This is a genomic window from Blautia wexlerae (genome assembly GCF_013300825.1).
In the GTDB taxonomy this organism is placed as follows: domain Bacteria; phylum Bacillota; class Clostridia; order Lachnospirales; family Lachnospiraceae; genus Blautia_A; species Blautia_A wexlerae_B.
In genome coordinates this window covers 13,911-36,619 of record NZ_JAAIMY010000030.1, presented here as the reverse complement: position 1 = coordinate 36,619, position 22,709 = coordinate 13,911, and the positions used below count along the sequence as shown (strand labels likewise).

At 41.9% G+C, this 22,709-nt stretch carries 19 protein-coding genes; all 19 read right to left on the bottom strand.

The features are described from left to right. Nucleotides 1-155: 155 nt before the first annotated feature. Nucleotides 156-1,601 (bottom strand): flippase, encoded by a 1,446-nt coding sequence (locus G4417_RS13545; RefSeq protein WP_173683856.1) that lies wholly within the window; start codon nt 1,599-1,601, stop codon nt 156-158. Further along, entirely contained in the window at nt 1,576-2,748 is a 1,173-nt protein-coding gene (locus G4417_RS13540) for an O-antigen ligase family protein (protein ID WP_173683855.1), read from the bottom strand. Before G4417_RS13540 ends, G4417_RS13545 begins: the two co-directional genes overlap by 26 nt. Before the next feature lie 147 nt (nt 2,749-2,895). Then, nucleotides 2,896-4,215, bottom strand: a complete 1,320-nt coding sequence (locus G4417_RS13535) for a nucleotide sugar dehydrogenase (protein WP_173683854.1) — start codon at nt 4,213-4,215, stop codon at nt 2,896-2,898. 16 nt (nt 4,216-4,231) lie between these two features. Next, on the bottom strand, nt 4,232-5,380 hold the full coding sequence (locus G4417_RS13530) for a glycosyltransferase family 4 protein (protein ID WP_173683853.1): 1,149 nt from the start codon (nt 5,378-5,380) through the stop codon (nt 4,232-4,234). 6 nt (nt 5,381-5,386) lie between these two features. Beyond that, a complete protein-coding gene (locus tag G4417_RS13525) occupies nt 5,387-6,085 on the bottom strand; it encodes a polysaccharide deacetylase family protein (RefSeq protein WP_173683852.1) in 699 nt (232 codons plus the stop codon). After that, nucleotides 6,082-6,915 carry a GNAT family N-acetyltransferase gene (locus tag G4417_RS13520; protein ID WP_173683851.1) on the bottom strand — a complete coding sequence of 278 codons (834 nt, stop codon included), beginning with the start codon at nt 6,913-6,915 and terminating at the stop codon, nt 6,082-6,084. Before G4417_RS13520 ends, G4417_RS13525 begins: the two co-directional genes overlap by 4 nt. A gap of 117 nt (nt 6,916-7,032) precedes the next feature. Next, the gene (locus tag G4417_RS13515) at nt 7,033-8,148 is read right to left on the bottom strand and encodes a glycosyltransferase (protein ID WP_243872151.1); all 1,116 of its coding nucleotides are present in this window, start codon (nt 8,146-8,148) and stop codon (nt 7,033-7,035) included. Next, nucleotides 8,148-9,224 (bottom strand): polysaccharide pyruvyl transferase family protein, encoded by a 1,077-nt coding sequence (locus G4417_RS13510; RefSeq protein WP_173683850.1) that lies wholly within the window; start codon nt 9,222-9,224, stop codon nt 8,148-8,150. The genes G4417_RS13515 and G4417_RS13510 overlap by 1 nt, the downstream gene beginning before the upstream one ends. A gap of 54 nt (nt 9,225-9,278) precedes the next feature. Beyond that, nucleotides 9,279-10,355 (bottom strand): glycosyltransferase, encoded by a 1,077-nt coding sequence (locus G4417_RS13505; protein ID WP_243872150.1) that lies wholly within the window; start codon nt 10,353-10,355, stop codon nt 9,279-9,281. Nucleotides 10,356-10,433: 78 nt separating this feature from the next. Beyond that, a complete protein-coding gene (locus tag G4417_RS13500; protein ID WP_173683848.1) occupies nt 10,434-11,174 on the bottom strand; it encodes a glycosyltransferase in 741 nt (246 codons plus the stop codon). 331 nt (nt 11,175-11,505) lie between these two features. Then, nucleotides 11,506-12,504, bottom strand: coding sequence for an RCC1 domain-containing protein (locus tag G4417_RS13495; protein WP_173683847.1), 999 nt, complete (start codon nt 12,502-12,504; stop codon nt 11,506-11,508). A gap of 4 nt (nt 12,505-12,508) precedes the next feature. Continuing rightward, a complete protein-coding gene (locus tag G4417_RS13490; protein ID WP_173683846.1) occupies nt 12,509-14,608 on the bottom strand; it encodes a sugar transferase in 2,100 nt (699 codons plus the stop codon). Nucleotides 14,609-14,627: 19 nt separating this feature from the next. Further along, nucleotides 14,628-16,037: a sugar transferase gene (locus G4417_RS13485; RefSeq protein WP_173683845.1), complete on the bottom strand. Its 1,410-nt coding sequence runs from the start codon at nt 16,035-16,037 to the stop codon at nt 14,628-14,630. After that, nucleotides 15,997-16,584 carry an antiterminator LoaP gene (gene loaP, locus G4417_RS13480; RefSeq protein ID WP_330598377.1) on the bottom strand — a complete coding sequence of 196 codons (588 nt, stop codon included), beginning with the start codon at nt 16,582-16,584 and terminating at the stop codon, nt 15,997-15,999. Before loaP ends, G4417_RS13485 begins: the two co-directional genes overlap by 41 nt. Nucleotides 16,585-17,016: 432 nt before the next feature. Then, nucleotides 17,017-18,093: a 30S ribosomal protein S1 gene (rpsA, locus tag G4417_RS13475; RefSeq protein ID WP_173683844.1), complete on the bottom strand. Its 1,077-nt coding sequence runs from the start codon at nt 18,091-18,093 to the stop codon at nt 17,017-17,019. Then, nucleotides 18,074-18,952, bottom strand: coding sequence for a 4-hydroxy-3-methylbut-2-enyl diphosphate reductase (ispH, locus tag G4417_RS13470; protein ID WP_173683843.1), 879 nt, complete (start codon nt 18,950-18,952; stop codon nt 18,074-18,076). The genes rpsA and ispH overlap by 20 nt, the downstream gene beginning before the upstream one ends. 74 nt (nt 18,953-19,026) lie before the next feature. Further along, nucleotides 19,027-19,698, bottom strand: coding sequence for a (d)CMP kinase (gene cmk / locus G4417_RS13465; protein WP_173683842.1), 672 nt, complete (start codon nt 19,696-19,698; stop codon nt 19,027-19,029). A gap of 148 nt (nt 19,699-19,846) precedes the next feature. Next, the gene (locus tag G4417_RS13460) at nt 19,847-21,202 is read right to left on the bottom strand and encodes an NAD(P)/FAD-dependent oxidoreductase (RefSeq protein WP_173683841.1); all 1,356 of its coding nucleotides are present in this window, start codon (nt 21,200-21,202) and stop codon (nt 19,847-19,849) included. A 94-nt stretch (nt 21,203-21,296) separates the two neighbouring features. After that, nucleotides 21,297-22,709 carry an oxaloacetate decarboxylase subunit alpha gene (locus G4417_RS13455; RefSeq protein ID WP_008704465.1) on the bottom strand — a complete coding sequence of 471 codons (1,413 nt, stop codon included), beginning with the start codon at nt 22,707-22,709 and terminating at the stop codon, nt 21,297-21,299.

Below are 22,709 nucleotides of genomic sequence, written 5' to 3'. Positions count from 1 at the left end.
GGTATTCTTTCATGTTCTCCTGCATTTGCTTATCTCCCTATCCCATCTCTGATAACTCATTTATGAGATTTTATCACTCATGATAAGTTTTTGCAAGATATTTTATGTTTCTTTTATAGAACTTTTAATCCCGGTTTATTTTCTTTATCGGTATTTCATGGGGTCTGATCCCGAGAGGCTTCTCGCGCCCTCTTCCTATTGAAGAAAAGCACAAGAAAACTCGGAATACAAAAAGCAACAATACCTGTAATTACTTCCAAGCACAACTTAACAATGATGTTCAATTCGATTTTTCCTATTAATCTTACCGCCCAAAACATCGCACACCCAAATGCTATGTATTTCAGTGTAACAAGTATGGAATGTTTAAATTCAAAGCAATCTCTACAGTAAAAGTATTCAACTATGGCAGCAACAAATTCTGCAATAAATGTTCCCACAACTGCACCCTCTGCGCCAAATTTAGGTATCAAAATAAAATTAGCACAAAGATTAGACACAGCTCCCAGACTCATCGCAACAATATAGCCTTTTTCTCTTTCCATTGGGATCAAGTACTGCATCCTTAAAAAAATTGACAATCCCTTGACAATCAAAATTGGTGAAAAAAGATACACAAGATTTACACATTCATCATATCCTTCCCCAAAAAACAACGGAACAAATTCATTTGCGATAGCCGCAATTCCAAATGCTAATGCAACTGATGAAAACGTGTTAAGCTCATACGAAAATCTTAGCGTCTTATTTCTCTTCACATTTTCATGATTAGCATTCAAATTTGATAGTCTTGGCATCATTACGGTACTAAATCCTGTTATAATGCCGATAGGAATATTGATAAGTTTATCTGAATTATAATAATATCCAAGTTCAGAATATCCACTTAATGCTCCGAGCATTGTTTTATCCATAATATGAAAAACACTGCTTGCCAATATTGGAACAAACAAAACCGCATTCGGCTTTAAATGTTTTTTAATTGCGTTCCAATTCGTGTTCTTCAATTTCACAAATCGTCTTAAAAACGGAATTAGTGCAATAGAACTAATGAATTGACCGCCAGCCATTATCATGGTATAGACAATCAATCCAGTATCATTTCTTTTTACACACGTAATAATTAAAATAACTGTGATTACTTTAATTATAATATTCCGTTTGACTGTTAACTGAAATTCCTCTATTCCAAAGAAAAACCAAGAAAAGTCCAACCATGATGCAAGAATCCACATTCCCTGCAATATTGCTACAGCAATATTATCTTTTGTGAAAAGTAAGAGATAAAAGCCATACAAAACAAAGGCAATAAAACCCGTAAGAATTTGCATGGCAAAAAGCTCGCTAAATATTTTATTTCTTTTCTCTATATCATCTTTGTGTTGTGCGATAATCCTGCATCCATAATTGGCCAATCCTAGAATAGCAAACATAGCGAAGTATGAGGCGTTAGCATTTGTATATGAAAACACACCTAAGCTTTTTGCCCCCAAAACTCTTGAAATATATGGTGAGGTTATTAGTGGTGTGATAGTCGTAAGAATCTGATAAATTGTTTGATACACTAGATTTCTTTTAAGTTTCTTCTCTTGCTCTTTCATTTTCTACTATATATCCTCCTGCCGTATTGCATTCTATATCCACAAACCCATTTATTATCCAAAACAGAAATGAGCAACTTCCAGGGCCAAATGGTGGATATGCTTCAAGGATAGAAGTAAACGTATAATAGATAGTCATCGTTAACAAGAGAAATCCAAATTGGCTCATTCTTGTACTACAAATACTCTTAATCATTCTAGAAAGCCAAAGAAGAATCAGTGCTCCACCCGTAACAATACCTAGTTCAGCCAAAACACATATAAAGAACTCATCAACATACCAATGTCCGTTTCCCAAAATTGGATGTTCCCAAAAAGCATCGAGTGTTTTAAAATAGTTCGCTAATCTTCCGCTAGAAAAAGTATTTAAATCTGCGCCTTGATATTTATTCAGCAAAAATGCCTGTCTTATAAAGGTATTCACAATCGGAATATTGTATAGAAGAACCAGAGCTACTGATAACAATCCTATTGCTATGCCTTTATGTTTTGTTTTCATAAATACATATACAAAAATTGCTGCTGCTAAAGCAAGCATTGCAGTTCGACATTGCAATAATCCTATGACAACAAAAAGATAAAATGCAAAAGCTATTCTCGTGCATAGTTGAAGTTTTTTCTTCCCTTTGATTCCAAAGATTGACACCAGAATGCCTGACGATAGTATCTGCGCAGCCGAATTCTTTTCGTCATACAAATATGACTTGATGCTTTTCCATGCTGTTAGGGATGGTACATATTCCATTTGAAGCGTAATCGCTAATAGAACTGTTGCAATCAAATAGCCCCAAAAGAACCGTTGCATAAATTCTTCATCACTCCACTTGTATAATTGAATGCCTATCCAATACATGCATAACGGCAAGAAAGTAATTTTCAAATAATTACTACTAAGATATGTGTCATTAAAGAAACTGCACGCTACACATTGGATTGCAATCATAGAATACACTATAAGGAATGTCTTTCCGAATCTGGTATATTCAATTTTTAATTTTTGAAAAGCAATCAGTATGAAAACGAATGCCGGCCAAATTATGTAGTTTATGCCTCGAATTCCCATTAATTGCGGAGTCTGAAATAACACTGTTAATACTGAAAACAATATTAACAGTGTATAGACTTTAGAATCCTTTTTTTCTACCATGATACGTCTCCTCACTCACAGCTGGCTAGACACTTTATCGTATTGCTCAAAGACCTATATCCCACAAGCCACACCAGCCTGAGTTTTTTCCACACAATAAGTATCATGATTATATTCACGCATCAGATGTATATAATCAATAGTTCATTACAATCTCCAATAACGCATACCGGACTCATCAAGAGCCTTCACAGTATAAAGCCCCTTCACATCAAGCAGAACTTTCTCATCGTCTGCGCTGGTCTTATAGAGTTTCTTGATATCATCAAGGCTCATTGCCTTAAACTCGTTATGTGCCACCGCCACAATAACGCAATCCGCATCCCTTGCATCTTCCATGCCATGTAACTGAACACCATATTCACGCATGGCATCACGTTCACTTGCCCATGGATCAACTACGACAGGATCAATGCCATAAGTCTTGAGATGCTTGATGATATCATTCACCTTGCTATTACGAGTATCCGGGCAGTTTTCCTTAAAAGTAAGTCCCAGAATCACGACCTTGGACTTCTTAGGTGCCTGATCCGCTTCAATCATTTTCTTAATTGCAGCATCAGCAACATATGCACCCATGCTGTCGTTGACAATACGTCCATTCAGAATAATCTGACTGTGATAGCCCAGCTTTTCCGCTTCGTATGTGAAGTAGTACGGATCAACACCAATGCAGTGGCCACCAACTAAGCCAGGGCGGAAGCCCAGTGCATTCCATTTGGTATTCATGCCGTCAACAACTTCATTGGTATCGATACCCATCCGATCAAAGACCATTGCCAGTTCATTCATAAACGCAATATTAATATCACGCTGGCTGTTTTCTACAACCTTCACTGCCTCTGCTGTTTTGATGTTGGAAACAGGATAAGTACCGACTTCAATAACCAAGTCATACATGTTTTTGATCTCTTCGCAGGTTTCCGCATCCATACCGGAAACAATCTTTCGGATATTTTCGAGACGATGTACCTTGTCACCCGGATTGATACGCTCAGGAGAATAGCCAATCTTGAAGTCTGCACCACACTTCATACCCGATTCCTTTTCAAGAATTGGAATGCAGACATCTTCAGTGCAACCGGGATAGACTGTTGACTCGTAAACAACAATGGAGCCTTTCGTCAGATTTCGACCAACTATTTCGGAAGCACCGATAACCGGCGTCAAGTCAGGAGTATGATCCGTATTAACCGGAGTCGGTACAGCAACGATAATGAACTTAGCTTCTTTCAACTTTGTTGCGTCATCCGTGAAGTCCACAGTGGTCTTTTTGATTGCAGCATCACCGACTTCTTTTGTCGGATCAATTCCCTGCTTATACAAGTTGATTTTTTCACTATTCAGGTCAAAGCCAATGACGTCAACCTTCTTTGCAAAAGCAACGGCAATGGGCATACCAACATAGCCCAAACCAACCAGCGCAAGTTTTTCTTGTTTAGAAACGATCTTTTCGTAGAGAGACATTTCCTTTTCCTCCGTTTTATTTTTCAATACTTCTTTTAGATATGTTTTTATATGAAAAGTATTGCATTCCTTTTCGGCTTGCAATATCCTTCATTCGCCTATATTCGTCCGGCGACGAATACAAGTCTTCAATCGTTTTCTTTAAGGAGTCCTCTGTAACATCCTTTAGGAAAACAGCGTTTCCCCCTAGATCAACATGGTGAAAGCCCTCAATATCTCGAAATACACAAGGAATTCCTAACGCAACAGCTTGCTCCCACATTACAGAGTGCAATCCTGGAAAAACTATAAGGTCTGCTGCGTTCATTAAACAGTATGTATTTTCTACATTTTGCCAGCCCACAAACTGAAGCCTATCATTTTTACATAGGCTATCAAATCGTGGTTTTAGTGTTTCCTCCACACTGCCGAATATTAACATTTTAATCCTTCTATATTTGCTTTCTGCTACAGCCGACATCAGTTCCAATGTTTCTGGCCTAAACTGGTTGATTTTTCCGCCCGTGACCACAAGAAAGTCATCGCTTTGTATATCATATTTGTTTCTTATAGTCTCACGAGTTGATGCTGCTTTCTCAACCAATTCATCATCTGCTCCCATTACAAGAAGTTCACATTTATTTGCTGGCAGTCCATACATTTCTTTCAGAAATTCGACTCTAGCAGGAAGCACCCCATAGAATTTAGTAACGTAAGGTTCAATTTTCTTCACACATATTCGCCATAAACCTTTATGAAGCAAATTTCTTGAGAGCCAGCCATGTGCTCCATTTGAATAATCAACATGATTATCAACATATACTCTTACACTTGGATGCTTCCTTGCGTAGACTGCTAATTTCCTAATGTCAAGGAACTGGCAATCATGAATAAAGAGAATATCCGGTTGCTCTTTTTCAACTGCGCCATATAGGTTAGGATATGTTTTCAATCGACTATTGACTGTTCCATGCTTTATTGGCAGCCGAACCATTTTTACGCCGTCATCATTGATATAATCCGTTGTATCTGTTTTTTGCAGTTTTCCAGCAGAATCCCAAATCCATTGTGATGCAATTATCGTTACATCGTATTCCATTCTCTTGTGATACTTTGTAATAACATTTTCCTGGTAATTGAAACCATCAGTCATTGCCCCGCAAAGGCAAATATGTACTATCTTCATCCTCATTTACCGCCTAAAGCACTCTTGATAACCCACAGCATTTTTCTTCACAAAATCCTGCTTCATTAATTTTTCCAGTTCGCCCCATAGATGTTCTTTTTCTAACTCCCAACTATGTCCCCATACCATTACTACACTATCTTCTTTTCTCTGCTCATTTCTGATTAAGCTAGAAACCAGCTCAAAATAATTCATTTTATAATGTAATGCAATATATGCTCCCTGTGGTATACTCCTATTCCTTATGGCATTTCCAAGCAGTGACTTACTACCACGAGGATAAAAATGGATTGCCGGCTTCAGTTCGCCGCCAGTGTACTTGAAATTCATAGTATCTGCTGTTCTAATGGTTTTGTAATGCTTATTAACAATATCAAGTATCTCAGGAGTATATTTTCCACCTGGCAAGCAGAAATCCTCAATTTCATGTCCCAGCGTATGTTCCAGAAAAACCTTATTTAAAAGAACCTCTTGCTCGACTTCTTCCAACGGAATACTCGTTAGATAAGTGTGGTTTTCCGTATGTCCACCAAATCGAACACATTCAGATTCTGCCGCACGCATCATTTCGGGTGTGAGTACTTCTCTCCCCTCACAATTTCTTGTAGGGACAAAAAACATCCCAGGAATTCCATATTTTTCATGCAGCTCGAACAGCTTTTGATCCTCTAGTGCTCCATCATCCCAGCTAAACGCTATTTTCAATCTTGCTTTCCTCCCGATTTCAACTTTCTAATCTTTCTATAATACGGACGCAAAACATTCTTTCCCTTTATCACCACTTCATTAAAAGTTGCCTTTTCTTTCGCAATTATGTATGGAAGCCACTTTCTATAGATAATCAAATCATAGAGTGGATATTCGACTGCTAAAAAACGAGTCTTATATTCGCATTTCCCCCACAAAAAGTGAAAGAATAGGATTCCATCATTTATCGCATAAGATATTGTATCCAGCAGAACCAAACTTCCAATATTCCAGTTGTCATATTGAGGATCGTGAGCAATTGAATGTAAAAAAGCTTGTTTTCCATCATATGTCATCAAGGTTCCCGCAATGATGCGGTCATTCAGCCTATATAAAACAAGTTTTCCACTTTTATAGGCTACATCTATCCATTCTTTCTTTGTTCCTGCATGAAACCCCTTTTCAACACATCTTAACTCGTTCATTTCATATATTCGATTTGCTGCCGCATAGAATTCATCTTTATTATGCTCATTCCCAGTCATCTCAAATACTTTCAATGAATCAAACTCACATGCTCTATTTAACCTGCTTCGATAATTCTTTAAATGCTGCCGCGTCTTTTTTCCCATCGATCCTAAATATTCCATCGGCTCATGAAATTGTCTCAAATCCAAAATATAGTCTTGAGAAACCTCTCTCCATACTGCATGAGAATGTATATTCTTATTATTGCAGCCAATGATTTTACGAAATACTAATTGATTTGCTTTCAATTCCGATAATGCACTTGAAATGAAATCTGCACTTATATCTTCGCTCCGCAACAAAGTACTTTCAAAAGTCACCCCCCCCCTCCTTTTTCATAAGGAATTCTCAAGGAATTCTTCTCATACCACAAAGGTGTTATTCCAAAAGATTCAAAATAAGCTGAACTCTGAAAAATCGTCATTTTTACTTCTCCTTTATATGTATTTCAAAACATCACTATAATTTCCTACTGGTATTGCTGCCGACTTTGGATTGTGCAAAGTTTCTTTGCTACCTCCTGCGTCATAGGTAATAACTTTTGTTCCACACGCCTCTGCTTCAAGATTAACTGTCGGATAGGTGTCTTCTCTAGTCGGATTAAAAAGCAAGTCAGCCGCAGTATAGATTTCAGCCAACTGATGAGCATTTTCTGTTCGGTTGATTCCGATTATATTATTCGGCAATTCTTTCAGCTGCTTCCTATCCACCCCAACCATAACGATCACTGTATTCTCATTGATCTTCTTTGAGAGCTGAATAACATCATCGATTCCTTTCCGCTTACTCCAGCGACTTGCCACACAAAGGATCATGGTTTTATTCTCAATATTATATTTGTATCTAAACTTACTTGCTGTCGGTTTAAAGACATCTGTATTAATACGATTGTATTTAACTTCTACTGGATACTCTCTAAGAAAACTGTAACGTGTCAGATCAGCCAGCCATTGGGACGGCGTAATTAATGTCAGATTTTCCACTCCTCCAAAGGCTTCTCTCTTTCTCTTGTAATTGCTCTCAGAATTATCTAAAAATCTACTTGCTGGATACCGCCCTTTCTGTGGACACTGCTTGCACTGAGTTTTCCATTTGTCACAATTAGCTATTAAAAAATGTGTGCAATGACCTGTGAACGCCCAACAATCATGTAGCGTCCATTTCACTTCGACGTTTTTCCTCTTTATCCATTGAAAGAGTAATTCAACATTTATATAATAACCATGAAGATTATGAAGCCATATTATATCTGGATTATAATCATCTGCCCATTTCAGAAACTTTTTTGTGGCATAAGTCGAGCCGAAACCATGTTGATCAAGCACCATCGTTTTCAACGCATGGAAATAGACATCAGCTGATTTACCTATTCTAATTGCATACTGTTTGCAGTTATCAGGGACATAACTTTTACGACCATACGCTATCTTGGCCTCATATCCTTTTTCTTCATATTGTCGCGCTATATCAGCACAGATCTTGCCAGTGCTCCCCGTGCCGCAAACCTCGTTAATAATTAGAATTCGCATTCCTTTCATCACACTTTTCTCCATTACCACTCTACTGTCTTTAGCCAACTAATCAAATTTTCTTTTTCTCTAGTCAGATTACCCACGTCAATCCTTACTGGGTGTTGTGTGACCTCTTCTGCACCAACCCTTGCAAGCAATCCACTTCGCCCTGTTTTCGCAAGGAGAAAAGCCGAATTGCCATATGCTAGTGTCAAAGCGCAGGCATGAACACGATCTGAAATCGTCAATTTCGAATTAGCATACACATCTGCATATGTGTGCGGAATATCCGCACAGAAACTATTTGAATATCTAAAAACCTTCCTTATGAACATTGGATTATATCTATGATCCGGACGAATAACAGTGTATGCTCCGACTTTATCGGTCCGCTTACCTCTTGGCAACGGACTCATAGCATAAATCAAAGCATCCGTGAACCTATCCGTCTTTAATCCTATACCTGATAAGCCTTTGAATTTCATGCCAAAGTGATTTCCCTCAAAATTAAAGTCAATATCTGTTTTCTTCTCAGGCTCATCAATATATATGTAGGGTTCATCAATTTTGTCAAAGTTTAATGCCATTATATCCCCAAGGTCATTCGTAAACGGTTTGTAATAATCGGGCACAAAAAAAGCGAAGCAAATACCGTCATATATCCTTGTGACTGAATCCTTGTACGTATCATAAGTTGCGCGATCACGTGTCGTAATCACATAAGGTGGGTTTTGGGCAAAATAATCCTTAATTTCAGAAATCACATTGTCATCATACTTCATCATGCCTGCCGACATAATTGCATATCGGATTCCGCGTGTTTTCAATATATCCAGTGTTGGTTTCCATATTGCTATAAAAGCTTCTGTTAAAATAGGACCCAAAAGGACGACATAGTCAACATTTAGATGCTCCCAATAGTTTATTGCCCATGGGATGTTGCCTTTTTTACGCTTCCAGCCTGGAGTAAACGCTGATTGATCCATGACCATATTGACATTCTCAGTTCCAAATACTTGCTTAAGCACATAATCGGCACCGAGATTAAAAAAGCCATTTCCTACATTTGTAGACCAGCATCCACCTATATATGCAACCTTCTTTGCTTTGTTAATCATGCCGCCACCGCCTTTCCCTTGTCGCGGTGAGAAACATTAATTGTATGATAATAATTACCGAGAAGGAGCAGTACCCCCCCCCATATTTTTAAACTTGTTGTCTCGCATCTTCATAACCCCTTGGTACAATTCTTCAATTTCTCCTACCGGTACAACCCTTGATTCTTTTAGATTCAACGTTTCTTTTGTTCCGCCTGCGTCATAGGCAATAACTGGAGTCCCACATGCTTGTGCCTCTAAATTTACTGTAGGATAATTATCCTCGTAAGTTGGGTTCACAAACACATCAGCAGTCGTGTATAACTCAGCTAGCTCTTGTGGACTGTTTGTGCGCTCGAATCCTCGCATATTTGGCAGAAGACTTTTCATCTGCTTTTTTGTCAATCCCACCAAGACAATCAATGCTTGCGAGTTTAACATCCTTGCTAACTCATAAAAATCATCCAACCCTTTTCGATTATTCCAAACATTTGCCACTCCAAGTACAATTAACTTATCCGTTGCTCTCAGTCGTTCTCTAAAATCACTAGCTGTTGGCTTGAATATTCCTAAGTCAATAGTATTGTAGTGTACTTCTACTGAATACTCCTTCAGAAAACTTTGACGTGTTAATTCTGCAAGCCACTTGCTAGGAGTAACAAGTGTCATATTAGGAACGCCAGTAAACGCATTATGCTTCCGATCATAATTCTTTCCAACATTCCCCCGCAAATAGCAGGACGGATAACTCCGCATCTGCGAGCAATTTTCACATCGGATCTTCCACTCATCACACTGAACGAAAGAAAAATGTGAACAATGCCCGGTAAAGGCCCAGCAGTCGTGAAGCGTCCATTTCACCTGCATTTCTGGGTGCTTTTTTATCCAATCAAACAGCATTTCCACGTTAATGTAGTAGCCGTGCAGGTTGTGCAGCCATAGTAGGTTGGGCTTATATTCTTCTGCCCATTTCAGAAACTCCCGGGTTGCCCCCTTGGAACCAAATCCATGAGTATCGAAAAGGCGAGTCTGGATGGCGTGTAGCTTTACTTCAAAGTCAGAGCCGATATAGTGAGCAAACCGTTGGTATTTTTCAGGAACATCAGGCCACCTACCAAAGGCGACTTTAACTTCATGACCCTCTGCTTCCATTTGTTCTGCAATCTGAGCGCATATTTTTCCAGTACTCGTTGTACCGAAAACTTCATTTATTAATAGAACCCTCATTTTTTACCCCGCCACATATTTTACAAGCTCATACGCCCATCTATAAAACCAGTAACCCTTACTCATGCCATATTTTTTATAGATGCCATATGTAACACCAACACGCCGCTTAACTTCTTTCAGGCTTTTCTTAGTACTCTGCCCACCATCACCAAACGCAAAATTGCTGATAACTTTATCTATAGTAACTATTTTCTTGCCTGCTTGGTGAACAGCGGTAATGTAATCAAAATCGTCATACATGGTTTCCAATGCGTATGGAAAATAAAGTAGCGTTTCTTTCCGACTGAACATTCCCGGATGACACCAGCCACTGGTAGACCACAGCTTACCAATGTGTGCATGTTTGATCATGTCGCCGGATTTTTTTTTAATCCGAATACTTCCCCATGCAGCGTCATACTTTTCCTTGTTATAAAGCTCAACCATTGTTTCAACAGCATCCGGCTCATACCAGTCATCGGCATTAATCTGTCCCACCAGTACGCCATGTGCCATCCTAGCTCCTTTATTCAATCCGTCATACATTCCTTTATCAGGCTCGGATATTATGGTTAGGCTCCGTCCAGGAGTATTTTCAAATGCCGCTTGATAGCTTTTAGCCACTTCTACAGTTTTGTCTTTAGAAGCACCATCAATGACAATGTATTCAATTTCTTTATAGGTCTGATTCAATACAGACACCATCGTCCTTGCGATGGTCTTTTCCGCATTAAATGCGACAGTTAAAACTGTTACCAGCATTTTTTCCTCTCTCCCACAAAAACAAGCCCAGACTCAATCTCAAGGAGCCTGAGACATTCCTTTTTCCTAAAGCTCTCTATATTATTTTTCTAGTTTTACACCTTATCTCCATGACCAACCTCTCCATCAGATGAAGTTATCATTGGCTCACCATCGCTCGAATTTGCACCAAACCTGCCTCGCGAATGATACTGTCACGGTAATCCCTGTGATTATGTCAGATTCCACTTTTGGCGGATTTTTGCTAAGTTTTCGTGCGTTTTGTCACTCATGGCGGTAATTGAACCCTCGCTGACACCCTCTGTAGACTCCGGCATAAACAAGATATATCCTACCCCCACACAAACACATCCCCTCCGTCACTGACAAGAACTGCCCGGTCTGCCTGCAGTTTCAGGTTTTTCACGTTGAAACCACCCTGCTTCATCTTCCGCAGTCTCCTGCAATTTCGGTATTCTGTGTTTCCAAGGGCTCCGTATTTCCCGTTAAACCCACACATCCAAATCTGATCCTTCTGGTCGAGCACTCCTGTATGTGAATATCCAAGTGATACTTCCCTCACATTCCTCATCACCATTACAGGCTTTTTCCTGCTGCCGGGCAGGTGGGTTCCCAACTGCCCGAGGGTGTTATCCCCCCACATCCACAGCCGATGTCGTGTATCTACGGCAGCACTGTGTCTGGCTCCGAGAGATATCTGGATTACATGTTCCATGATCTTTTGGGGCTTATGTCTGTCTGTGTGGGTTCCGTCACCCAGCTGGGCGCAGTCATTTTTTCCCCACATCCAGAGGCTTCCGTCTTCTGTCAGGGCTGCGTAGTGACCGACTCCGGCAGATACCTGTTTCACATGTTCCATAAGTTTCTCAGGTGGTCCGCAGCTGCTGTTTTGTTCCTGTTTTTTCCAATATAAAAGCGTCCCTGCCCGGCTTATTGCCAGGAGAACGCCATCTTCGGATTCTGCTGTCTTTATTCCGTCTGCTATTTTCACAAAATGGGGCCTGTCTTCACAGCCGGACTGCATTCTGTCCCATACAAGGAGAGTTCCGTCTGTTTTGACCACAGCCAGTGTCATCGCTGCTGCAGAGATCATCGATACATTTTCCATAAGTTTCTTAAACTTCGGTTGGGGACCAAATTCAGTCTCATCCCAGTATGGTCTTCGTCCCTCTCTTTGTCTTTTCCTGAATTTACAGCACATCTCCGAAGTAAGAGGATGTAACAGCCACAGGGAGTGGTCGGAACGGATCACTGCCACAGTGTCAAATGTGATTTCTGCCTGAATGCAGTCTTTTGTGATTTTCACTGGTTGTAAGTTTTTCTTTTTCATTGGCTTATGGTTCCTTTTTTCTGCTCTGCCTGTGGGGTTCTAACAGCACCTTCAGGGTGGCTGCCATAATACTCAGGTCAAGGGCAAAAGAATAATTCTGTATATAGTAGAAATCCATTTTTAACTGGTTTTTCTTAGAGCTGCTGTATTTGCCATGTACTTTGGCATAGCCGGTGAGACCGGCTTTTACAGACAGACGGTATGCGAATTCCGGATGATTTTTTTCGTATTTCTCTGCTGTCAGGACTCTCTCCGGATAAGGGCCAACCACAGACATCTCTCCCTTGAGAACATTGAAGAACTGTGGCAGCTCATCAAGATGAGAGATCATGAGGAAATAACCTCCCCGTATCCATTCTGTCGGATTGAGTTCTGTATTTCCAGCAGGAGTTGTCCGGAATTTGTACTGCCTGAAATGCTTTCCGTTTCTGGTGAGGCATTCCTGCCAGGTCAGGACCGGTCCGCCATCTGTCAGCTTTATGAAAAGTGCGATCAGCAGATACAGCCATGAAAATGCTGTCATGACCAGCAGGGAGAGACAGATGTCAAAGAGTCTTTTGACTATTCTCTGCTCTACTGTAAGACCGCAGTTTCTGAATAACTGTAAGGTCATGTCTGACAGGGAGAGTTTCTCAGAGCTCATAAGCAGGATGTCTGACAGTGTTGTCTGGCAATAGCATCTTTTTTTGTGCTCATAGCAGTACTGAATATAGAATTCTCTGTCTGCAGGAGACATATCTCCCAGCATTACTGATTCATGCCTGTTGATCTCCCGGATGATCTTCTCTTTTCCGGCATTAAGGGGAAGCTTTGTTTTCAGGTGATAGCGTTCCCTCTGGCTGTTCAGTTCCCGCTCGAGAGCTGCCGTGTTCTGTTTACCATATATGAGAAGGACCTCATGTGCAGGGTAGATATTGGCATAGAGCCAGCGAAGCAGAGCAGACCAGATAAGACCGGTCAGGAAATTTACTGCTGTCACAGCCAACATTGGTGTGATATACATCATGAATTTCCACCGGCCGATCAGTGCCAGTTCCAGATAGGTTGCTGCGTTTGCCAGTATCACTGTATAACCATGGGAGAGCACAATCTCTATCCACTGCTGATGGATCACCCGGAATGCGGAGAATACTTTTCCGATCAGAAGGTTTAATGCAGCATAAAGTGCCAGCAGTGTTACATAGCCCCAGAAGAAATACCGTCTTCCGATGACTCTCCGGAAGTTGTAATAATGAAACCATGCATAGCTGAAGACTGCGGTCCAGAGTAAAAGCAGGATTACTGTCATGACCATAAGAAAGAGCTTCTTGAAGCGTTCTTTCCGCATCATCAGACGGTAACTTCTCCACCAGAGCTGCTGATATTTGTATAAACCGTGAAAGGTATAGCCTGCCATGCAGAAAATCCTTTTTCTCAAAGGAATGCCTGCATGTATATAGGTCTGCCAGTTCATGCGGGCAGATTTGCCTTTTTCGCCGGATTTGGATGCCAGTGCCCTGCGGTAGATCAGCAGAGGCTCATCTACACTGTAAGCCAGGGGAACTTCTGTAAGGACAGACAGCCATGTGGCAAAGTCCTCATGAATCCCGTCTTCTTCCGGCATGGGATGCTTCAGCATCAGTTCCCTTTTTATGAGAACTGAGGAACAGGAGATCACATTCTGGCTCAGTAACTTCCGGCGGCTGACTTTCTCCGGTACATGGAGAGTATGGGCTATAGTCATGCCATCATCTTCGATGAAGGCAGATCCGGTAAATAAAAAAGAAGCTTCCGGATATTTATCCAGAAGTTCCATCTGTTTCTGCAGTTTATCTGTTCTCCACAGGTCGTCGCTGTCAAGGAATGCGATCCATCGGCCCCTTGCCTGACGGATCCCGTAATTTCTTGTAGCTGCCGCACCTGCATTCTGCATATTTCTGAAAATCCGGATCCTGCTGTCCCTCTGTGCAAGTTTCTGCATACAGGAATAAGTATTATCAACGGAGCAGTCATCAATGATGAGCATTTCCCAGTCAGTCATTGTCTGGGACAGCACACTGTCCACAGCTTCCTCCAGATATTTCTCACAATTGTAAGCCGGGGTGATAATCGATATTGTCGGCATAGATTCCCCTTTCTTACGGCTATCCGTTTAATTTCTCCTCCTTATCACAGCATGTGTTCTCTTCCATTGCGGTTGTCTGTCCTTCTGCCACACCTTCTGTGCTTTCCGGCATGAAAAGGATCTTCACTGTTGCAAACATGATGAAGAGATCATCCAGCAGATTTGCATGGCTGATGTACATCAGATCCATCAGAAGTTTGTCATATGGTGTTGTATTGTATTTGCCGTAAACCTGAGCATATCCTGTCAGACCTGCCTTGGCCTGCAGACGCAGACGGAATTCCGGCATGACCTTCTCATATTCTGCGGCAATGGACGGCCTTTCAGGTCTTGGCCCTACAATTGTCATATCACCTTTCAGGATATTCAGCAGCTGTGGTAATTCGTCGATCCTGCATTTTCTGATAATGCGCCCTACAGGAGTGATCCTTGGATCATTTTCTCCGCTTGAGAGTCTCGCCACACCATCTTTTTCCGCATTTACTTTCATGGAACGGAATTTCAGGACTCCGAATTCCTTCCCGTCCTGTGTGAGACGTATCTGAGAATAGAATACAGGGCCCCTGTCATATGCTTTGATTGCAATGGCTGTGATAATCATTATCGGAGAAAGAATGACAGTAGCTATACCTGCGATCACCAGATCTGCCAGCCGTTTCAGGATCAGGTATTCCGGCTGCGGGTTGTATCTTCCTGTGCGCAGCATTGGAAGATGGAACATATGTACCTTCTGTGCTCCGCTCATCAGTACATCTCCCACTCTTGGTATCACATAGACCTGTATACGATGTTCAATGCAATATTTCAGAATGATGTTTCTCTCGTGGCTGTGAATGCCGCTGAGGAAAACAGTTTCTATGGTATTCAGTTTTTCGAGATGATTAATGACATCTGTTACCTGGATAATCTCCGTAACTTCAAATTTGCATTCCAGATCGTACTGATCTATAAGCTTCTCCATTCCTTCTCTGACATCGTAAACGATCATTGTCTTCTGCGGCGGGAAACTTCTGAAGTACCAGCGATGAGCCAGGAAACACCAGATCAGTGACATTACTATCTGACCGGCAATGGCCATGACTCCCGGTATGATATTGGGAAAGCCTTTTACAAGCAGTGCAATGATAAGATAACTGATGCCATCTGTAATCAGTGCTGCCAGCACCTGACTGTATACCATTTCAGAAATCCGGTTCACGGATATTAGAAATGCATTATATATTCTTGCAAAAAGGAAATATACAAGCATAAAGAGAGCGATCATTAAAAGATTTCCTCTGTTATAGAAGCCGTCTTTCATCTGTCCGGAATAATATCCGTACCAGCATCCGGCAAAGGGAATCGTCAGACAGATAATATTCAGCACCTTGATCAGTCTGAGCGGAATATCATGCATCAGTATTTTCGTTGTTTTGTTTTTCTTTTCCATTCATAAACTCCTCTTGTGTAACTTTTGAAATAATTTCCAGCCCGACCTCCATGTCTACACTCCTTCCGAACATTTCTACGGAAACGCGGGCTTTTCTTTTATGTCTGTCAATTTTTCTGATACAGCCTTCCATGCCCTGAAGCGGACCTGTAAGTATTCTTACCTGATCACTCTCTATGATCCCTGTGGACATGGCTACTAACTGTTCTTCCTTTCCCAGTTTCAGAAGCAGGTTTACTTCTTCCTGAGATAATGGAATGATATCTTCCCCTGTTCCCAACAGCCTGGTCATTCCGATGACTTTTCTGAGACTTTCGGACAGACATTCCAGATTTTGAGCAATTAAAAAGACATACCCGGGAAAGAGGATTCTTTCCTGGATATGCCATTCGCCCTGAAATCGTTTCTTCTGTTGGTAATATGGGATAAAGCAGCGTTCTAAGACATTGTTGCTTATTAACCGCTGACACTGGCAGCGGATGTTCTCTTCGGTGCCTGTGCGCACCTGCATCACATACCACATTGGATATCTTACCCAGTAAGTCAATCGTATCCTGTGGTTTAATGTTAGCTGGCTGCGCCTTGCTGATTTCAAACTTCTTATCCTGATTGTCTAACATTTGCTATTTCCCTTTTCTTTTTTTCATAGTTTTTTACATAAATTGATTTTATTTTATCGCAGTATGAGGTCAATCGGATATTCGCAATCCGCTTTCGCTACTTGCTCATAACCGAATAACTGCTCCGCAGTTTATCAGGAGGGGCTTGTACCCCTCCTGATACAAGCAAGTCCCACCCACTGCTTATTGCTCCTCGCAATTGAAGCAGGGGACTTACTTGATTCGGTTAAAAGTCAATCGTTCTTACGGCTTATTTCTTGTCACCTCACAGAAAGCGGACATAACGCAAAGCACCGCCTTTGCATAAGCTAAGTCCTGCAAAGACGGTACTGAAATAATCATAATTATTCTATTGGCAATTATTCTTCTGCAGCTTCCTCAGCCGGTGCCTCAAGAGCTTTCATGCTCAGGCTGATTTTCTTGTCTTCGCCGTTGAAGTCAACAACCTTAGCTTCGATCTCCTGTCCGATGGAAAGTACGTCTGAAGGTTTGGCAACGTGCTCTCTGGAAATCTGGGATACGTGAAGGAGTGCATCTACTCCCGGTGCAAGCTCTACGAATGCACCGAAGTCTGTCATACGTGCAACTTTACCTTTAACTACGTTTCCTACAGCGAAGTCCTCAGCTGCTGTGAGCCATGGATTTGCTTCCGGGAATTTAAGGGAAAGTGCGATCTTCTCTCCGTTGATCTCTTTGATAAGAACTTTGACTTTATCGCCAACAGTGAATACTTTCTTCGGGTTCTCTACTCTGCCCCAGGACATTTCGGAAATGTGAAGAAGTCCGTCAGCTCCGCCCAGATCGATGAATGCACCGAAATCTGTAACATTCTTAACAGTTCCTTCAACTGTATCGCCAACATGGATTCTCTCCATTAATTCTTTCTGTTTCTCTGCTTTCTCAGCGAGAAGAAGCTGCTTGCGGTTACCGATGATGCGGCGTCTTCTCGGGTTGAATTCTGTGATAACGAATTCGATCTCCTGATCTGCATATTTGGAAAGGTCTTTCTCATATGTGTCGGAAACGAGGCTTGCAGGAATGAATACTCTTGCTTCGTCTACGTTTACACAAAGTCCACCGTCAAGTACCTGAGTTACAGGAGCTTTTAATACTTCCTGATTCTCAAATGCTTCTTCAAGACGTTTGTTTCCTTTCTCTGCTGCCAGTCTCTTGTAAGTAAGAGTTACCTGACCTTCTCCGTCATTGACTTTGAGAACTTTTGCTTCCATTGTGTCTCCAACGTGGACAGCATCTGTGAGTACAAGGCTTGCATCGTTAGAGTATTCGTTCTTTGTGATAATACCGTCTGCTTTATAACCGATATTCAGAATAATCTCATCTTCTTTAACATCGATGACAGTACCCTGTACAATCTCTCCATTTCTGATAGTCTTTACGGAATCTTCCAGCATTTGTTCAAAACTTAATTCTGACATGTTCTTGAACCTCCTCAATAATTTTGTTTGGGGTGGAAGCCCCTGCTGTAATACCTACATAACTACTGCATTGGAACATTTCAGAATCCAAGTCTACAGGTGTTTGTATATAGTAAGTATTTCCACATTCCTTTTTACATATTTCAAACAGCTTTTGAGTATTGGAACTGTGCCGGCCGCCTACGACCAGCATAGTGTCTACCTCTCCGGCTATGTTTTTTGCTTCTCTCTGCCGTTCTTCGGTAGCATTACAAATAGTGTTTAAAATATTGAGAATATTTAAAACATTATTATCATACCTCTTTTTGCAAAGAATTTCAACTAAATCTTTAAATTTGTTGTAATTAAATGTCGTCTGGGACACAATACTTATTTTTTTGCCTTTTGGGGGTACAAATGCTTCGGCTTCTTCTTTGTTTCTGAGCACCGTGTACGGTCCCTGACACCAGCCGCAGATGCCCTGTACTTCGGGGTGGTCTTTGTCACCGATGATGATGATGTGGTTTCCTGCAAGGCTTTCTTTTTCCACGATCCTGTGGATTTTCAGGACGAAGGGGCAGGTAACATCTACGTAGGAGATGTTTTTTTCTTTCAGCTTATCGTAGATGGGTTTGCCTACGCCGTGAGAGCGGATGACTACTGTTCCGTTCTGCAGGGTGTCATCCGGGGAATCCAGGTCTGCTTCTGTGATAACGTGGACGCCACGGGCTTCAAGATCCGCTACTACGCCTTCATTGTGGATAATCGGGCCCAGAGTGTAGATTGGTTTCTGTTCTGTGCCGATCAGTTCGTAGACTTTGTCTACTGCCCGTTTGACGCCAAAGCAGAAGCCTGCTGTCTCTGCTACTTTAACTTTCATAAATAAATCCTCTTAATTTATATTCATTGCCATTCTTCTGGAATTTAACCGATTGACTTCCGTCCGCCTGACTCTTATTTCTGTACCTTTTCTTTATATACATTAAGAATAGCATCTACAACATCATCAATTCCCATTTCCGAGGAATCTACGAGCACTGCGTCATCTGCCTGTTTCAGAGGGGAGATTTCGCGGTTCATGTCTCGCTGGTCACGCTCGATGATGTCTTTTCGGATCTGATCCAGGTCGAAAGGCTCACCTTTCTGCTCATATTCCAGTGCTCTTCTCTTTGCTCTGGTGTCTGCGCCTGCTGTGAGGTAGATCTTTACTTCTGCGTTTGGAAGGATGGTTGTACCGATGTCTCTTCCGTCCATGACTACGTCGTTTTTCTCTGCCAGGGTTCTCTGAAGCTTCAGAAGGTGGGCTCTGACTTTCGGGTTTGCGGAGCTTTTGGATGCCATGTTTCCTACCTGTTCTGTACGGATCATAGTGTTTACGTTCTCACCATTGAGGATGACAATCTGTTCTCCGTTTTTGTATTCGATGGAGATGTCAGCGCCGGAACATACAGCCTCGATCTCTTCCTGATTTTCTCCGTTTACGCCATGGTTCAGAAGATATAAGGCCATTGCTCTGTACATGGCTCCTGTGTCTACATAGATAAATGATAATTCTTTTGCTACTTTCTTTGCGATGGTGCTCTTTCCTGCTCCTGCAGGTCCGTCGATAGCTATGTTACATCCCATTTTCACGGTTCCTCCTGTTTCTATTATTTAGACAAATTTTCTCTGTTTTATTATTGATTGATGTTTATGAATCGTTAAATAACGTATAGCTGAATCATATCATAGATATAATCCACCTACAAGGTACTCATCATCTGCTTGTTTCAGCTTACTGTATAGCCTGCGCTGCCAGATATGCGGTAGACCAGGCGATCTGTAAGTTATATCCACCTGTCACTGCGTCCAGATCCAGTACCTCACCTGCGAAGTAAAGACCTGAGATTTTCTTTGATTCCATTGTGCCCGGATTGATCTCTTTGACAGAGACGCCACCTCTGGTGATGATGGCTTCTTTGAACTCGCCCATTCCTGTGATGGTGAACGGGAATGCTTTGATAAGGTCAATGAAGTGCTGGCGTTCTTCTCTGGAAATGTCGTGGATTTTTTTCTCTTCCGGGATTCCGCCCAGTTCCAGCATTACCGGGGTCAGGGATGACGGGAAAAGTACGCCGATCACGTTCTTGAACTGTTTGTTTGGTCCTGCTTCAAATTCACGCAGGATTCTGGCGTCCAACTGTTCTCTGGTGAGTGCCGGCTTCAGATCCAGATATACGGACAGTTCGCCATTTGGTGCTTTCGCCAGTTTTGCACCGATGTGGGCACTGGCGGACAGGATCATTGGACCTGTGACTCCGAAATGGGTAAACATCATCTCTCCGAAATCCTCATAGAGCACTTTCTTTCCATTCTTTATGGTGAGACCTGTATTCTTAAGGGAAAGTCCCTGAAGCTTAGGGATATAGTCTTCTTTTGTCTTTAATGGGACAAGAGAGGGGGCAATGTCTGTGACTTTCAGTCCCAGTTCTCTTGCAAAGCGGTATCCGTCACCTGTGGAGCCGGTACTCTGATAGGAAAATCCACCTGTGGCTACAATGACTGCATCGCCTTCTATGAAGGTACCATCTGTGAGAATAACTCCTGTAATCTTCTCCTGCTGTATGTCAGGTGATTTTTTTCCTTTTCTGCCTTTTCCTGCATCAGATCCTGATTCTGTTAATGTGGCTTCTGATTCCAGGGTATTTGCTGAATCTGTTACAAATTCCGTTACCGGTTTCTTTATGATTTCCTGTACAGCAGTGTGAAGATGAATCTTTGCTCCTGCTTTCTTCAGCTCACGCTCCAGTGCGCGGATGATGTCCGAGGAATGGTCAGACTGTGGAAATACGCGGTTTCCACGCTCTACCTTCAGAGGGACACCTGCTTTCTCAAAGAACTCCATTACATCCTGAGGGGTAAATGAATAGAAGCCGCTGTAGAGGAACTTGGGATTGCTCATCATTGCAGGAAAGAGTTCTTCTGTGTCGCAGGCATTTGTCACATTGCATCTGCCTTTTCCTGTGATGAATACTTTCTTGCCCAGTTTCTCGTTCTTCTCCAATATATGAACTTCATGATGGTTACGGGCTACGAAAACCCCCGCCATCATTCCGGCGGCACCGCCGCCGATAATTAAAACTTTACTCATGGAATATTCCTTCCTGTATCTTTATCATATTTCTTTATAATAACGCAAAGGAGCCTGCTTGCGCAAGCTCCTTTTTTCGTTTGGACATATTTAATTATACAGGATAAGCTCCGTTCTTTTTGTCAGCTGCTTTTTCGTCAACTTTTGTTTTCTGAGCCTGACGATATTTGAAGAAGTCCATAGCTACCTGTGGGAACAGTGCGTATGTTAATACGTCTTCATCCTGTTCCTTGTACTGAGCCATTTCGCTCTCAAGTTTCTCAAGCTCGTTGTCAAGAAGGTCTGCAGGACGGCATGTGATCGGTTTCTCATCGCCGATGCACTTCTTCTGTACTTCCGGATTGAACGGTTTTACAGTTGCGCCGTATTTTCCTAACAGGATATCTTTTGTTTCTTTTGTAACCATTTTGTATCTCTCGCCCATAAGTACGTTGAATACAGCCTGTGTACCAACGATCTGAGAAGACGGAGTAACAAGCGGCGGTTCACCAAGGTCTTTACGTACACGCGGAACTTCCTCGAGAACATCGTAGAATTTGTCTTCTGCGTGCTGTTCTTTCAGCTGGGAAGTCAGGTTGGAGAGCATACCGCCCGGTACCTGATACAGTAAAGTCTTGATGTTAACACCAAGGTTCTTAGGATTGAGCAGTCCGCTGTCAAGAGCTTCGTCACGGATCGGACGGAAGTAGTCAGCGATCTCGGAGAGAAGCTTCTGATCAAATCCTGTGTCGTATGGTGTATCCTTGAATGTCTCAACCATAACCTCTGTTGCAGGCTGGGATGTTCCCAGTGCAAATGGAGACATTGCTGTATCGATGATATCCACACCTGCTTCTACTGCTTTTAAGTAAGTCATGGAAGCTACACCTGAGGTGTAATGTGTATGAAGGTCGATCGGGATCTTAACTGTTTCTTTTAATGCTGTTACAAGCTCTGTAGCTTTGTTTGGAAGGAGAAGACCTGCCATATCTTTGATACAGATGGAATCAGCGCCCATATCTTCGATACGTTTTGCAATGTCTGTCCAGTATTCCAGTGTGTAAGCATCTCCTAATGTGTAGGAAAGAGCTACCTGTGCATGAGCCTTCTCTTTGTTTGCAGCGCTTACTGCTGTCTGCAAGTTACGAAGGTCATTGAGACAGTCAAAAATACGGATGATGTCGATTCCGTTTGCAGCAGATTTCTGTACGAAGTATTCTACAACGTCATCTGCGTATGGACGGTATCCAAGGATATTCTGTCCACGGAAAAGCATCTGAAGTTTTGTGTTCTTGAAGCCGTCACGTAATTTACGGAGTCTTTCCCATGGATCTTCATGAAGGAAACGAAGGGATGCATCGAATGTTGCACCACCCCAGCACTCTACTGCGTGATAGCCGACTTTATCAAGTTTATCTACGATCGGAAGCATCTGTTCTGTGGTCATACGTGTTGCGATCTGGGACTGATGAGCATCACGGAGAATGGTTTCCACAATTTTAACAGGTTTTTTCTCTAATTCTGCCAT